Raw genomic sequence first — 13,046 nt, forward strand, 5'->3', positions numbered from 1 at the left:
TCGCCCCAGTCGCGCCACAGGTAATCGCAGGCCTTCAGATCGGCCGGCCGCGACGCGCCAATTCCCCGGTAGTCGTAGGTCAGAACATCGAAGCCCCGCCCGGCCAGGAACTGGGCGTAGCGATGATAGTAGCGGGCCAGCACCCCGGTGGCCGGGTTGATGATCACCTGGCCGCAGCAGCCGTTATCAGTGCCCCGCCACAGATGGCCGCCGAGAACAACCCCGTCCTTGCAGGGAATCGTGATCTCTTCGCAGCCAATCGGTTTCAGGTGAAGGACATTGTCGTGCATGTCGGTCAGGCTACGCCCACCCGCCCCTTTAGTACATTCACTAGTGAGTATACTTTTTCAGCGCGCAACCGGACATGCTGACCGTCCATGACGGTATGCCGCAGCAGGAACGAGCAAGCTCCGCCCGGTGCGCGGCAAGTCAGGGCTGGGTGCGGCGTTGCATCACCAGTTTGGCGACCATCACCTGAACCGGTTCATCGCGCTGATTGAGCGTCTTGATCCGCAACTTGACGATCCCGCGCTTCGGTGCGGATCGGGAGGGGATGGTTTCCAGCGCGGTGATGTCGAGCCTGAGGGTATCGCCAGGCAGGACGGATTGAGGCCAGCGAAACTCCTCAAAGCCGGCGCCGACGATCCCGCCGGCGGGCCGGAAAGCGCTGCCGACGAGAAGGCGCATGGTCAGCGCCGCCGTGTTCCAGCCACTGGCCACCAGCCGTCCGAAGAACGTATCGCGGGCGCGCTCATCGTTGAGATGAAACACTTGCGGATCGTATTGCGCGGCGAAGGTGACGATCTCTTCTTCGGTCACCGTGACGGATGGCGAACCGAAGGTCATGCCGGGGACGATCTCGTCGAGATAAAGCAGGGGTTCGCTCATGCCACCTCCCGTGGTTGCGTGTGTCCTTCGCCAGGTCTGGCCGGGCGCGGTGTCATCTTGCGAAGCCGCCATCGCAGCGGATGGTGGTCGACTGCACATAGCCCGGCTCGAGCAGGAACCGGACGGCTTGTGCGATTTCCTCCGGCTTGCCGATGCGCCTGAGGGCGGAGACATCCAGAAAGGGTTGAATCCGCTCCCGGGCGAGGGCGGCGGTCATGTCCGTTTCGATGAAGCCCGGGGCCACGGCATTGACGCCAATTCCCTTCGGGCCGAGCAATTCGCCAAGCCAGTGCGTGACGCCGATCAGCCCACCCTTGCTGGCGCTGTAGGGAACCTGCCCGTCCGTGCCGTACACGCCCCCAAGCGAGGAGACCAGGACGATACGGCCCGCCGCCGATTGCTCCAGAAAGGGCAATGCGCCGAGGAGCAATCGCAAGGTTCCGGTCAGATTGGTCCGGATGACCGAGGAGATCTGATCCGCCTGCAAGGTGAAAAAGGGGCCATCCTTCGTCATGCCCGCATTGCCGACCACGGCATCGATGCCGCCGAAACGGGCAGCGACGCGGGCCGGCAGCTCTCGCGTTTCCTGCGGGTCGGACATGTCGGCCTGAAACACCTCCGCCTCGGCGCCGGCAGCTTGCACCGTCGCGGCGATCTGGTCGGCAGCACCGCGATCGCTGCGATAGCACAGGGCTAGCCGGTGGCCGCCTGCGGCCAGATGCTCGGCAATGGAGGCGCCAATGCCCCGGGAGGCACCGGTGATGAGAATGGTCGAGGGCGGGGTCAAATGCTCTGCTCCGTCAAACCGATGCCGACAGGAACGACCAGACCGGACATGGGAAGGTCTGCCTGAGCGAGCAGGCCGCACAAAAAGCCGGCAACCGAGGTCGCGGGCGACTTGCGAAACCGCGAGGCATAGACATTCGTGCGGTTGCGCGGGGTGCGCCACTGGTCCGCCGGAACCTGGTCGAATTCCAATTGAACCTCGAGGCAGTTGACGAGGACATCCATCCGGCGGATCTCCCGGGCAAAGCTCTTCACCGCGGCGCGCCGGGCCATCGTGTCGATGGGCGAGGTGGATATGGGAACAAGGTATCTGGCGCTTTGATCGGGGGTGATGACCCAGATCTGCCCGCCGCGATGGCGGGCGAGCAGGCGGCCGGCGGCCTGCAGCTGCATCAGGAACGACAGGAGTGCCGTTTCGTGAGCAAGCGCCAGCCGCTCGATGTCGTCGGCCGTGCGCGGCAGATCGTGCTCGATGGCGACCGGACCGAAGATGATCCGGTCGATGGGGGCTATCGACATGTCCCAGGCATCGAGCACGGCCACGGCAGACCCTTGCCGGTCGCCATCAGGGCGGCCGACAGGGGCTCCAGCGGGGGCGTGATCGCCAAGCTCATGGACGGCGACCGGCAGGCCGGATAGCTTCGCGCGAAGCGCGTCCATCAGGCTGTCGGGCTCGCCAATCAAGAGGACGCCGTTCATGCGCTTCGACACCTGCGAGGTCTATTGTGCCGGGGCGGCGTCTTGCGGCACGCGCCGCGTCACGTAATCGGCAAGCGTGCCGATGGTGGCGCAGGTCTCCCGCAGCTCTTCGGGAGTCAGGTCCTGCCGGGGAAGCGAGAACTGCCGTTCGACGCCCACGACCAGTTCCAGCGTATCGACGGAGTCGAGCGAGAGCGGCGGCTCGCTCAAGGCGGTCGCCTCATTGAGATCCTTGAGTTCGATGCCGCTTGCGCCGAGATCGAGGCGCTCGATCAGAAGGTCCTTGCAGATGAAATCGACGATCTGGTCCCTGGTAATCGCAGTCATATCGGTTGCTCCGTCTTGGTTCGGATCCTGAATGGTGCCGCGCGACGCTCCGTGCTCTGGCAACAATGTCGGCACCAATGTCGAGGCGTACGGCCTGGCTCGTTAGTCCGCCCACCAGAGTGTCAGTTCGGCGCGCATGCACAGAACGGACCCCCGTCGGATCGACGTCTTGAAGGAAAAGAAGCTGCCCGGGCCGGCATTCCCTTGCGGGCCGGGATCACGCGTCAGCCGTGCCTGTGCGACCACGGTTTCACCCGGCAGCACCGGCGCCTTGAAGGCGGCATTGCCGGAGCCGACGAGATAGGCCTTGACCGTCTTGCCGGCGCGCAAGCCCAGCAGCACGTTCGAGGTCTGGGCAGCCATTTCCAGAAGAAGCACCCCCGGGACAATCGGGTCCCCCGGAAAGTGACCGGCAAAGAACCAGTTTCCTTCATCGAACCGGTGGGTTCCGCGTGCGGTCAGGAGTTCGCTGTCGGCCTCCACATGGTCGACGAAGAGAAAAGGGTCCCGGTGGGCAAGCAGGTTTTTCACAGAAGCGGCGGACGCAGTGTCGGTCACGGTCCCGGTCTCGGGGGTAAGCATCTGGCTCTCCGAATGTCTCATGCGTCCGCCGTTCCTCGTCTCGGGCCTCAGTTCTTCGCGGTTTCCTTCTGCTCGATGACCTCCCAGCCGTCGGTCATCGCCTTCACCAGGACAAAGTCCTTGTCGGATTCGCCCTCATTGGTCCGGGCAATGGGGCCGAGAAGGCCGTCGACCAGGTTGAGCTTCTGGATGCCCCGGCGGATCTTCTCGCGATCCTCGGCGACGGTTTCCGGCTTTGCCTCAACGCCCTCGTTTTCGATTGCCTGCTTGATCGCGTACATGTTTTCCCAGGCCGCCATGCTGTGAAGATCCGCATAGCCGCCGAACTGCGCCGTGGCGGCGGCCGCCGCGCGGGCGATATCGTTGATCGGGGCGAAGCTGGTCGGCACGATCATTCCGGCGGCCTGCGCGCCGCAGTCCTCGATCAACTGAGGGGTGGTGAGGCTGGTCAGCCCGATGACCGCAGGCGGGTTATAGTTCTGGCGCTCCATCTCGCGCAGCACGCCGCAGGCGGAGAACGGGTGGGCGGAGATCACGACGATATCCGCATTCACGGCGGCCATTTCCTTGACCTGTTCGACGAAGTCCACATCGTCGACCAGCCACTTGGCCTGACCCTTCACCTCATAGCCGGCGAGCCCGGCGCGCTCCTTGATGATGTTGTACCAGGTCTGGTTGGAGTGAACGAAGTTCTCCTCAACGCCGGCGTAGACGGTCTTCAGCTCGGCGTTCTCCTGGCGCATCCACGCCCAGAGCGCGTCGTACATCTGGATCTCGTCGGGGATGTTGCGGAACGCCCAGTCGGAAATCCCGGCAAGACCCTTGCGCATCGCCACATCGGCGAAAACCGGGATCCGGTGGCCGGTGTCGCTGTCATCGCCGGCCTGTTTCTGCAGACTTTCGAACACCGGCTTCAACACCGAGGAGCAGGTGGTGCCGATGACCGCCAGCCAATCTTCCTCTGCGAAAGACCCCAGCGTCGCAACGCCCAGTTCCGAGTCGCAGCGATCGTCCCGATACTCGATCTCGATGCGCGCCCGTGTGCCATCGGCCAGGCGAACCCCGCCGGCGCGATTGATGAGCGATCCGGCGGCGCGCATGGCGGCTTCACTGTTGTCGCCAAAGGGTTTCAGAACGCCGGACTTCGCGCCGAAGCCGCCGATCTTCACGACCCGATCGGCAGACCAGGCCGGCTGCGCACAAAGCATGGCGGCTGCGAGTCCGACAACTGCCCCCGTACAGGACTTCACTGCAGAGATCGTGATCATTGCTAAGCCTCTATTTTAAGGTTCACCCTTCGGGACTGAAATAGAATCAATGCAAATCAAATAATACATAATCTGATTTGCGTATTTGGTGATGAGTTAAATCGTAATAGCGTAGGTAATGAAGAATCATGTATATGGTAAATTAGATCAACTACCCTTTATGGTAGTAGGGATTGTCAATTAATATAAAGAACTAGTGGATTTGCTACTATTGTTGGTAGTTGTCCGTCCTGTTTCCCTGATCAATTCTCTCAGCGATTTTCTATTTCGCAATTGCACCCTGGAGGGGTCATGCCCGGCGTGCCCAAAGACACGGCCCCTGAACCGGGCGCCAACCACGATGCCCGCTCCGGTCCCGGGACCGGAGCCGTTTCCACGCAAGGGTCGCTCTGGATGCTTGCGGTCATTCTGTGCGGGCAGGCTCTGGCCGCCATGGATACGGCGATCGTCAACGTCGCGGCGCCGACCCTGCAGGCCGAACTCGGCCTGTCCGGCGCCTCCTTGCAACTGACCGTTGCCGGCTATGGCCTGGCCTATGCGTCCTTTCTGATCACGGCGGCGCGGCTTGGGGATCTTTACGGCTACCGCCGCCTGTTCATGCTTGGCGTGACGGTTTTCACGATCTCGTCGCTGGTGTGCGGCACGGCCCAGACCGCTGGCGTCCTGATCGTCGGCCGCATCCTGCAGGGGCTTGGCGCGGCGCTTCTGGTGCCGCAAGTTCTCTCCCTGATCCAGCTGAGCTACAGCGGGGCCGCGAAGGCGCGCGCCGTCGGGCTCTACTCCATGATCCTGGGGCTGGGGGCCGCGGCCGGTCAGCTTCTGGGCGGGGTTATCGTCGACGTCGACCTGTGGTCGCTGAGCTGGCGCCCGGCGTTTTTGGTCAATATTCCCGTTGGCGTCGCGCTCATCGGTCTGGCGCTGTTTTTTCTGCCAAGGATTGTCGAGCGCCGACGGGTCAGGCTCGATCTGGTCGGGGTGCTGGCGATCACCGGCGTTGCCCTCTGCGTGCTGATTCCGCTGACCTTCGGTCGGGAGTTCGGCTGGCCGCTCTGGTCGCTCGCGATGATCGGCGTCGGGCTGCTCGCACTCGTTGCCTTCTGGCGCTACGAGCAGGCGCTGTCGGGCCGGGGCGGCGCGCCGCTTCTCGACCCTGCCTTGCTGACCGTGCGGGGTGTGCCTCAGGGGCTGGGGATCGTCGCTGTCGGCTTCATCGGATACGGCGGCTGGCTTCTCACCGTTGCCCTTTATCTGCAGGTGGGCCTGGGCTTCAGCCCGTTGGTCTCCGGGGTGACCTTCGGTGCCTATGCGGCCGGCTTCGGAGTGTGGAACCTGTTCTGGTCGCGCCTGCCGGACCGGATCGTCGCCCATGCGCCGTCGGTGGCCCTGGCGACCTTGCTGTGTGCCAGTCTGGCATTCGGGTTTCTGGTCTCCGATGGCTGGTGGCATCCGGTCCTGGGGCCGCTTCTTCTGTTTGCCGCCGGCAGCGGTCATGGCCTGAGCTTCGGCACCAGCGTGCACCGCATGACCGCCGTCATCCCGTCTTCGTTCGCGGCGTCGCTGAGCGGCCTCGTCACCAGTTGCTCCCAGTTTTCCATCGTCACCGGAACCGCGCTCCTGGGCAGCGTCTATTTCGCGGTCGCAGCCAGCGTTCCGGACGGCGAAAACGGGTCTGGCGCGGGGATGGGCGCTGTGGCGTTCGCGGTCGCCATTGGCGCGGGGCTCGGCCTCATTCTCTCGGCCCGGCTGCCGTCCACTTCCTTGATTTCACAGATTAAAAGCGCGAGGCCCTCGGATGGTTGAGAACTCAAACGCAGAAATTGTCGATGACCTTCGTCATCTGATAGCACAGATCATCCATCTGGAGCCCGACGCGATGGAAGCGGGGCAGCCGCTGCGCGACTACGGCATCACCTCCATCGAGTTGATCGATTTCATCAGGCGGATCGAGCGTCGCTACTCCATTTCGTTTCAGCCCGATGCGCTGAAAGAGATCACGCTGAATGCGCTCGCCGAGAATGTTCATCTGGCAATGGACGGGCAGATGCAATGACAGCGATTGCGATCACCGGCTCAAGCGTTTTCTCGCCAAATGGATCGACCGATCAGGGGTTCTGGGAAAGCCTGGTGGATGGCGCCGACCGGCGCGGTCCCTGGCCTCATCGGGCGCTCGAGATCTATCCGGTCGACAATGTCATCGCCATTCCGGAAGCGACCTGGGCGACGCTATCGGACGCTCATGGGACGACCCGCTCCAAACGGATGGCTGACTTTCTCGCGCGCGGTGCCTTGCGGGATGCCGGCCTGCCGGTTGACGGGGCCGGGCGTGTCGGATGCGCTCTGGGCACCACAACCGCCTGCGCGGAGCTGATGGAACTGGCAACCCTGGGGGCGGCGGACGAAGGCGCCACCGGCGCGCACCAGAGTGCGGATCTGGTGCCCCGCGAGGGGCTTTCCTGGCAGGGGCCAACCTTGACCCTGTCGACGGCCTGCTCTTCCGGGCTGCTGGCGCCGGCGCTGGCGGCGGACATGATCAAATCCGGCGAGGCCGAGGCCATGGTGGCCGGCGGCATGGACGTTCTGCTGGAATACACAATCTGCGGCTTCAATTCGCTGCGGGTGGCGACGCAGGAGACCTGCCGCCCCTTCAGCAGCGAGCGCAAGGGGGTCATCCTCTCCGAAGGCGGGGCTTGTTTCTGTCTGGAGCCGGTCGAGGCCGCGCAAGTCCGACAGGCCCCGATACAGGCCGTCATTCTTGGCTACGGCATCAGCTGCGATGGCGGCCATCCGACCGCGCCCAGTGTTGCCGGAATCGGGCGCGCCATTCGTCAGGCGCTGGCCTCGGCGCAGGTGTCGCCCGTGGAAATCTCCGGCGTCATCGCCCATGGCACGGGCACGCCGACCAATGACAAGGTCGAGATCGAGGCGATGCGCGATGTCTTCGGCGATGTCCCGCTTCCTCCTGTCACCTCGGTCAAGAGCGCCATCGGCCATGCACAGGGCGGCGCGGGCGCGATCTCCCTTTTGGCGGCGCTGCTCAGCCTGAAACACGGCGAACTTCCCGGCATCACGCATCTGGGCGAGGTCGATCCGGCGCTCGGCGCGGTATCGGTGTCGGCACGGCCGATGCCGCTTGAAGGCACCTGCCTGATGGTCAACGCCTTCGGGTTCGGCGGCAACAACTGCGTGATGATTGTCGCCGATGAACGGTTCCTCGCAACCCGGAGGCAACTGGGATGACCGGCATCGTCATACGCGCGACGGCCGCTGGCAAGGCGGCGAACGACGGCAGCATGCCGGCGGATATGCTGTGCGCCGAGCGTCGCTCGCCGCGTGTCGGCGCGATCAATACCCAGGCGCGGATGGTCGTCCAGGCGCTCAGGCGCTGTCTTGAGGGCAATGATGGACCGCAACAGGAATGGATCGGCCTCAGCCTCGGCACCGCCGATGGTGCGAACGGAATTGTGGAGACCTCCCTGAAGACGGCGCACGGCACGGGCTTCGAGGATGTCATCACCGCCTGGTACGCAACGGGCCTGCCGAACTCCACCGCCGGTGTCGTGGCCAGTCTGGAGCAGTTGCTCGGTCCCAACCTTACCTTGCTCGGCGAGCAATCGGGACTTGAGGCCATCGTCATGGCCTGCCGTCTGATCCGCGCCCGGCATGTGGATGGCATGGTCGCCGGCGGGTTTGACACCCCCGCATCGGACAGTGTGCCGGGGGAGGGGGAGACCGCTCCTTCCGCCCCCGTGAAAACCGCACTCCCCGGCGTCGGCCTGCTCATGCTGGCGGCTGCCGATGACGCCGACAGCGATTTGGTCCGGATCCTCGGCTGGTCCAGCGACATGGCCGGCGGTCGGTCGGATGACGACCTGATCGCCGCCGCGCTCGCCGTCGCCGGACGAACCGCGGACCCGTCCAGCGTGCGCAGGATCGTTCTTGATGGCGATCGGGGCGATGGCGACTACCGGGCGGCGACGGGCCCGATCCACCTGATCGAGGTGATCGGCGCGGCTCCTGCGAGCGGTCTTCATGCGTTCATCGCACATGGCAATGACGGCAAGGCAGTGTGTCTTCTTCTGGACATTCCGTCTTCTGCAAACGGCGAAATCGGGGAGGAGCAGCGTGATCATTGATGCGGACGCGGCCGAGGTACTGGATGTCCTGACCTATCTGCCGGAGGAAGCGCGGACCTGGGAGCTTGCCGATGCCGGCCGGGTCTTCACCCATTCCCTCTGCCGGGCGGACGACGGCCAGCCGCTGCACGTGTTCGAGGCGGGCGACAGGTCCAATCCGACATTGTTGCTTGTCAACGCCGTCGGCATGTCCGTTCTCTTCCTGGCGGCCATCGCCAGGGAGCTGTCGCAGCGGTATCACGTGGTGAGCTGGGAAACGCGCGGGCTTCCCCGCGCCTCGGAAAGCGTAGCGGACTGCGATCTGTCGCTGGAAAGGCTCGCGAAAGACGGCGCCGATGTGCTGTGGCGGCTCGGCATCAGTCAGCCTGAGGGCATTCTGACCTATTGTTCGGGCATCAACGTCGCGCTTTGCGGGCTCGTTCAAGGGCTGTTCACGACACGCCGTCTTTGCATCGTCAGTCCGTCCATCGAGTTGCCGGTTCCCCGGGAGGAGACGGTCTATCAGCGCACCATGCTGCCGATCTGGCGCGATGTGGCGGAGAAGGGAGCCTCGGAAGCGGCTCTTATTCAGCGCCTGCTGCAAACATCCGCATCATCCGCTCCGGCAGGACTTGCGGAGGAGCTCGAAGCGATCGACCGGCTGCCGTTCCTGACGCCGGAGAGCACCCACACCTACGCCCGCCTGCAGGCGGCGTGTCGCGACGAAACCGTTTTCGCCGGCCTCGGCAATGTCGGCATTCCCGCGCTGGTTCTGCATTGCTGCGACGACACGGTCATTCACGCCGATACGGCGACGACACTCGCCGATGCCCTGCCGGCCTGCAGCTACTCTGAAATCCGAAACAGCGGGCATTTCGGCATTTTCACGTCCGACACAATTCACGGCACTGCGGTCGCGTTCTTCAGCCGTGGCCGGCCGGAAGCGTGATCATGACCCCTCATCAGACTGCGGAGGCGTTCAATGTATACGAATATTTCTGAGGATTCGGCCCTGGTGCGCAATGCCCTGGCGACGCTGGGAAAGAGCTGGGATGAGCGCGTTGCCGTGCGCAAGGAGCGCCTGGATCTGACCCAGTATTACGATCCGAGCATTCCCGATTTCCCGGTCTCGCTGGTGCCCTTCTGGGACGATGAGGATTTCGCCAATCTGGATCCGGATTTCAAGCTGCGGTTTCTCGCCGTCGCCTGGCTGGCCTACAATGAAAAGGCGATCTATCTGGAAGAGGCCATCGTTCAGCCCGCCTGCGCGCTGTTGTTCCGCAACGAACTGCCCGGCGTTGGCGCTGCGCAGACCAAGCAGGTCATCGCCCAGATTCAGGTCGACGAGCAGTTCCATATCCTGATGTGCCTGGATATCTGCCGCGTCTCCCGGCTGCGGCACGGGCTGGAAGACTACACCATGCCCGAACCGGCCCTCGGCACGCATCTGAAGGAGCTGGTTCGCAACGCGGCCGACGCGGATGATGCCCGGATTGCCCAGGTGGCCTATGCCTCGGTGGCCGAGATGTCGATCAACGCCTACCTGAACGAGGTGGCGGGCGACATGACCATTCAGCCGCTCAACCGGATCAACACCGACATGCATCGTCAGGACGAGGCCGCGCACGGCATCGGTTTCTCCGAGATCGTCGGCTCGGTTTATCGCAGGATGTCCACGGTCCAGCGGGATCGGTTCCGCGCCTATATCGGTGTGGCCTTGCGCGATTTCACCAAGCCGGATGAGACCTACTGGGCCTCGATGCTCGACTATCTCGACGTCCCCAATCGCGACGCCATCTTGCAGCGGCACGCGAACACCACCCGCGGCCTGGTGCTGAAGCGGAACTACACGACCATCCGCCGATTGTTCGACGAACTCGAGATCACCGACGCAATCGATTTCGACTTCCAGTAAGGCGCGAGGCCGTCCCTTTGCCGATCCGGCGGGGCGCCCGCCGGGGCGGCGTTGCGAGGGGCTGGCTTCCGGCCGGCGTGGGGGGAACGCCAATGAACCTGCCAAACGGAGTGTTGCGCCGCTGGGGCCTGCTTGTTCTTGCCGGCGGCATCGTCATGGGCCTCTCGCTCGGCACACGTCAGTCGCAGGCGCTGTTCATGTTGCCGGTGTCCATGGGGCTGGACTGGGCCATCGAGGACGTGGGCTTCGCCTTCGCGCTGCAGAACCTGATCTGGGGGCTGACGCAGCCGCTGACGGGCATGATCGCGGACCGGTTCGGACCGGCGCGGGTGATCTTCTTCGGCGTGCTGCTCTATGCGGCCGGCCTTTTCGCGATGGCGCAGGCCTCCGACCTGTTGCTGTTCAATCTCAATGCCGGGGTGCTGGCCGGGGTTGGCCTCGGCGGAACCGCCTTCGGCGTCATCTATAGCGCGGTGGGCAAGATCGTCCCGCCCGGCGATCGGGCCTTTGCGATCGGGGCGGTGGGCGCGATCGGCGCCACGGTGCAGTTCCTGGTCGTCCCCTTCGTTCATGAAATGCTGAACACCCAAGCCTGGGATGGGACCTTCCTCGTCCTCGCCGTCCTGCTTCTTGCGGTCTGTCCTCTGGCCTGGCTGCTGCGGACAAGGGGGGCTGAGGAGGGGGGCACTGGCCCGGACGCGCCTACCATGGGCGCGGCGCTTTCCGAAGCGCTCCGCCATCGCGGTTTCTGGCTTCTTCTCTTTGGCTTCACGGCCAGCGGATTTCAACTGGCGTTCCTGTCCGGCAACGTGCCGTCCTATCTGGTCGACCGGGGCGTTCCCCTTCCGGTCGCCGGCACCGCGATTGCGCTGATTTCGCTGACCAATATCGCCGGCGCCTTCGTGTTCGGCTATGTCGGCGGCCCGGTTTTCCGGCGCAAATACACGCTCGCCTTTCTCTACACCTGCCGTACCCTGGCGATGGTGGCCTTCATCTCGGTGCCGTTGACGCCGGTCAGCACCTACCTGTTTGCGGCCATGATCGGCTTCCTGTGGCTCGGCTCCGTACCGCTGACCATCGGGTTGATCGGGCAGATCTTCGGGGGGCGGTATCTCACGACCCTGTTCGGCTTCGCCTTTCTCGGCCACCAGCTCGGCGCCTTCTTCGGCATTTGGCTGGCCGGCTATGTGTTCGACACAACCGGCTCCTACAGTTCCATCTGGTGGCTGTCGATCGGTGCTGGCGCGCTTGCCGCCCTGCTGCACATGCCGATCAATGACCGGGAGCTTGCAAGGCGCAAATCAATCGAGGCGGTGCTCGCATGAGCAAAGACCTGCCGTTCGCTTCTCTTGCCGTGAATGCGGTGCTGGTGATGGCGCTGCTGGCGGTGCTGATCTACGGGTTCCTCACCTATCTCGATCCCGTGTTCGTCTACACCTATGCCTCGTCCATGCGGTTTTGCGGCTAGGCCGCGCGCCGCCGCTGCGTGCAGCGCACATGGCGTCCCGTTGCCCCTTGCGCTGGTTGGTCGGTGCATCAGGTGGCGCGGCCCGCGCGCTCTTTTGTTTGAGACCTATCGCGCTTGCTGCACGGCCTCCCGTCGGAAGGCCGTGCAGCAGGGACCTGCGTTCGCCGCGTTGCACCTCCCGTCCAATGCGGCGCCCGACTGTGTCGTCGGAAGGGGCCATCCCCCAGTTGGGTGGATGGCGCGTGGTGGTGGTGAAGCGAATGCGTTGATCCGCTACTGGAGTTCGAGCAATCCGGACCGGATCGCGGATGCAACCGTTGAGGCCCGATTGGCGGTTCCGAGCTTCGACATCGTGTTCTTGATGTGAAAATTTACAGTGTTGATCGAGATATTCAGGATCATCGACGTCTCGCGCGACGTTTTCCCATGCGCGGCCCACTTGAGGACCTCGATTTCACGGTCTGTAAGCTTGTTCACCATGGAGTCTCCCTCGTTCCTCCGTTGCAACATTTGAATTTTCAAATCTCCCCGGGGGCGCCCTGACCAACGATGGCCACATGACGTGAGGCAGGTTGCTCCCATCAAGAAGGGAAAGCGCAGAAACTGCGTCTGATTTTCAGATCTTTCGCGAGCTGAGAGCAGAGCCAATCCGGTCGCGTGCGGCGGATATGGAAAAAGCTTCGCCCCGCGTCCTCAAAGCGCCGGACCGGGCGAGGCGTCCGCTCTGCACACTCTTTCTTGCGGTGGGGTGCTCTTCCTCATGCCATGTCAGCCTCATTTGCGGGTCCGTACCCTGAAAAAGGGGGCGATGCCGGACTGGCTGCGCCCCAAGGGATTTTCAACCAAAGGTTACATTCACGTGTAATATGCATGTTTGTAGGTATTTTTTCTAATACTTTTTTTGAATTATATGTATTTGTCATTTTTGACAGTGTCTTTTATCGTATATCCTGATTTTTCTTTGTCTAGTTAAAATGAGTATCAATTAGTATTATCGAAAC

At 63.4% G+C, this 13,046-nt stretch carries 15 protein-coding genes and 1 pseudogene; 8 read left to right on the forward strand and 8 right to left on the reverse strand.

The genetic code is table 11. The annotated features are described in order from the left end of the window. The 7 genes and pseudogenes from IEV83_RS07390 to IEV83_RS07420 all read right to left on the reverse strand — a co-directional run. Positions 1-290, reverse strand: a pseudogene (locus tag IEV83_RS07390) (alpha/beta hydrolase family protein); the annotation flags it as partial. A gap of 139 nt (positions 291-429) precedes the next feature. Beyond that, positions 430-888: a MaoC family dehydratase gene (locus IEV83_RS07395; RefSeq protein WP_181760882.1), complete on the reverse strand. Its 459-nt coding sequence runs from the start codon at positions 886-888 to the stop codon at positions 430-432. A gap of 52 nt (positions 889-940) precedes the next feature. After that, positions 941-1,675 (reverse strand): SDR family NAD(P)-dependent oxidoreductase, encoded by a 735-nt coding sequence (locus IEV83_RS07400; RefSeq protein WP_181760881.1) that lies wholly within the window; start codon positions 1,673-1,675, stop codon positions 941-943. Continuing rightward, the gene (locus tag IEV83_RS07405; protein WP_181760880.1) at positions 1,672-2,373 is read right to left on the reverse strand and encodes a hypothetical protein; all 702 of its coding nucleotides are present in this window, start codon (positions 2,371-2,373) and stop codon (positions 1,672-1,674) included. Before IEV83_RS07405 ends, IEV83_RS07400 begins: the two co-directional genes overlap by 4 nt. Before the next feature lie 21 nt (positions 2,374-2,394). Then, entirely contained in the window at positions 2,395-2,700 is a 306-nt protein-coding gene (locus tag IEV83_RS07410; RefSeq protein ID WP_181760879.1) for an acyl carrier protein, read from the reverse strand. Between the two features lie 102 nt (positions 2,701-2,802). Continuing rightward, complete coding sequence (locus tag IEV83_RS07415) at positions 2,803-3,282, reverse strand: 3-hydroxyacyl-ACP dehydratase FabZ family protein (RefSeq protein WP_181760878.1); 480 nt, start codon at positions 3,280-3,282, stop codon at positions 2,803-2,805. Positions 3,283-3,329: 47 nt separating this feature from the next. Then, complete coding sequence (locus IEV83_RS07420; RefSeq protein ID WP_209003040.1) at positions 3,330-4,490, reverse strand: ABC transporter substrate-binding protein; 1,161 nt, start codon at positions 4,488-4,490, stop codon at positions 3,330-3,332. 351 nt (positions 4,491-4,841) lie between these two features. Between IEV83_RS07420 and IEV83_RS07425 the strand changes: the two genes are divergently transcribed. The 8 genes from IEV83_RS07425 to IEV83_RS07460 all read left to right on the forward strand — a co-directional run bounded on the left by IEV83_RS07425 (position 4,842) and on the right by IEV83_RS07460 (position 12,045). Further along, on the forward strand, positions 4,842-6,350 hold the full coding sequence (locus IEV83_RS07425) for an MFS transporter (RefSeq protein ID WP_181760876.1): 1,509 nt from the start codon (positions 4,842-4,844) through the stop codon (positions 6,348-6,350). Beyond that, positions 6,343-6,600 (forward strand): acyl carrier protein, encoded by a 258-nt coding sequence (locus IEV83_RS07430; protein WP_181760875.1) that lies wholly within the window; start codon positions 6,343-6,345, stop codon positions 6,598-6,600. The genes IEV83_RS07425 and IEV83_RS07430 overlap by 8 nt, the downstream gene beginning before the upstream one ends. After that, entirely contained in the window at positions 6,597-7,787 is a 1,191-nt protein-coding gene (locus IEV83_RS07435; protein ID WP_181760874.1) for a beta-ketoacyl synthase N-terminal-like domain-containing protein, read from the forward strand. The genes IEV83_RS07430 and IEV83_RS07435 overlap by 4 nt, the downstream gene beginning before the upstream one ends. Then, positions 7,784-8,683: a beta-ketoacyl synthase N-terminal-like domain-containing protein gene (locus tag IEV83_RS07440; protein ID WP_181760873.1), complete on the forward strand. Its 900-nt coding sequence runs from the start codon at positions 7,784-7,786 to the stop codon at positions 8,681-8,683. The genes IEV83_RS07435 and IEV83_RS07440 overlap by 4 nt, the downstream gene beginning before the upstream one ends. Continuing rightward, positions 8,673-9,611 (forward strand): alpha/beta fold hydrolase, encoded by a 939-nt coding sequence (locus IEV83_RS07445; RefSeq protein ID WP_181760872.1) that lies wholly within the window; start codon positions 8,673-8,675, stop codon positions 9,609-9,611. Before IEV83_RS07440 ends, IEV83_RS07445 begins: the two co-directional genes overlap by 11 nt. Positions 9,612-9,644: 33 nt before the next feature. Next, positions 9,645-10,577, forward strand: a complete 933-nt coding sequence (locus IEV83_RS07450) for a diiron oxygenase (RefSeq protein WP_181760871.1) — start codon at positions 9,645-9,647, stop codon at positions 10,575-10,577. Between the two features lie 92 nt (positions 10,578-10,669). Further along, positions 10,670-11,902, forward strand: a complete 1,233-nt coding sequence (locus IEV83_RS07455) for an MFS transporter (protein ID WP_181760870.1) — start codon at positions 10,670-10,672, stop codon at positions 11,900-11,902. Then, positions 11,899-12,045, forward strand: coding sequence for a hypothetical protein (locus IEV83_RS07460; RefSeq protein WP_181760869.1), 147 nt, complete (start codon positions 11,899-11,901; stop codon positions 12,043-12,045). Before IEV83_RS07455 ends, IEV83_RS07460 begins: the two co-directional genes overlap by 4 nt. Before the next feature lie 273 nt (positions 12,046-12,318). Here IEV83_RS07460 and IEV83_RS20205 read toward each other — a convergent pair whose 3' ends face one another. Further along, positions 12,319-12,525, reverse strand: a complete 207-nt coding sequence (locus tag IEV83_RS20205) for a helix-turn-helix domain-containing protein (protein WP_280513992.1) — start codon at positions 12,523-12,525, stop codon at positions 12,319-12,321. Positions 12,526-13,046: the final 521 nt, after the last annotated feature.

Source organism: Stappia taiwanensis (assembly GCF_014635285.1).
Classification (GTDB): domain Bacteria; phylum Pseudomonadota; class Alphaproteobacteria; order Rhizobiales; family Stappiaceae; genus Stappia; species Stappia taiwanensis.

Coding starts and splice junctions, on each gene's coding strand:
- IEV83_RS07420 (WP_209003040.1), bottom strand. CDS start 4,490: ATGCTTTGTGCGCAGCCGGCCTGGTCTGCCGATCGGGTCGTGAAGATC.
- IEV83_RS07455 (WP_181760870.1), top strand. CDS start 10,670: ATGAACCTGCCAAACGGAGTGTTGCGCCGCTGGGGCCTGCTTGTTCTT.
- IEV83_RS07430 (WP_181760875.1), top strand. CDS start 6,343: ATGGTTGAGAACTCAAACGCAGAAATTGTCGATGACCTTCGTCATCTG.
- IEV83_RS07435 (WP_181760874.1), top strand. CDS start 6,597: ATGACAGCGATTGCGATCACCGGCTCAAGCGTTTTCTCGCCAAATGGA.
- IEV83_RS07395 (WP_181760882.1), bottom strand. CDS start 888: ATGAGCGAACCCCTGCTTTATCTCGACGAGATCGTCCCCGGCATGACC.
- IEV83_RS07410 (WP_181760879.1), bottom strand. CDS start 2,700: ATGACTGCGATTACCAGGGACCAGATCGTCGATTTCATCTGCAAGGAC.
- IEV83_RS07460 (WP_181760869.1), top strand. CDS start 11,899: ATGAGCAAAGACCTGCCGTTCGCTTCTCTTGCCGTGAATGCGGTGCTG.
- IEV83_RS07440 (WP_181760873.1), top strand. CDS start 7,784: ATGACCGGCATCGTCATACGCGCGACGGCCGCTGGCAAGGCGGCGAAC.
- IEV83_RS07425 (WP_181760876.1), top strand. CDS start 4,842: ATGCCCGGCGTGCCCAAAGACACGGCCCCTGAACCGGGCGCCAACCAC.
- IEV83_RS07405 (WP_181760880.1), bottom strand. CDS start 2,373: ATGAACGGCGTCCTCTTGATTGGCGAGCCCGACAGCCTGATGGACGCG.
- IEV83_RS20205 (WP_280513992.1), bottom strand. CDS start 12,525: ATGGTGAACAAGCTTACAGACCGTGAAATCGAGGTCCTCAAGTGGGCC.
- IEV83_RS07450 (WP_181760871.1), top strand. CDS start 9,645: ATGTATACGAATATTTCTGAGGATTCGGCCCTGGTGCGCAATGCCCTG.
- IEV83_RS07415 (WP_181760878.1), bottom strand. CDS start 3,282: ATGCTTACCCCCGAGACCGGGACCGTGACCGACACTGCGTCCGCCGCT.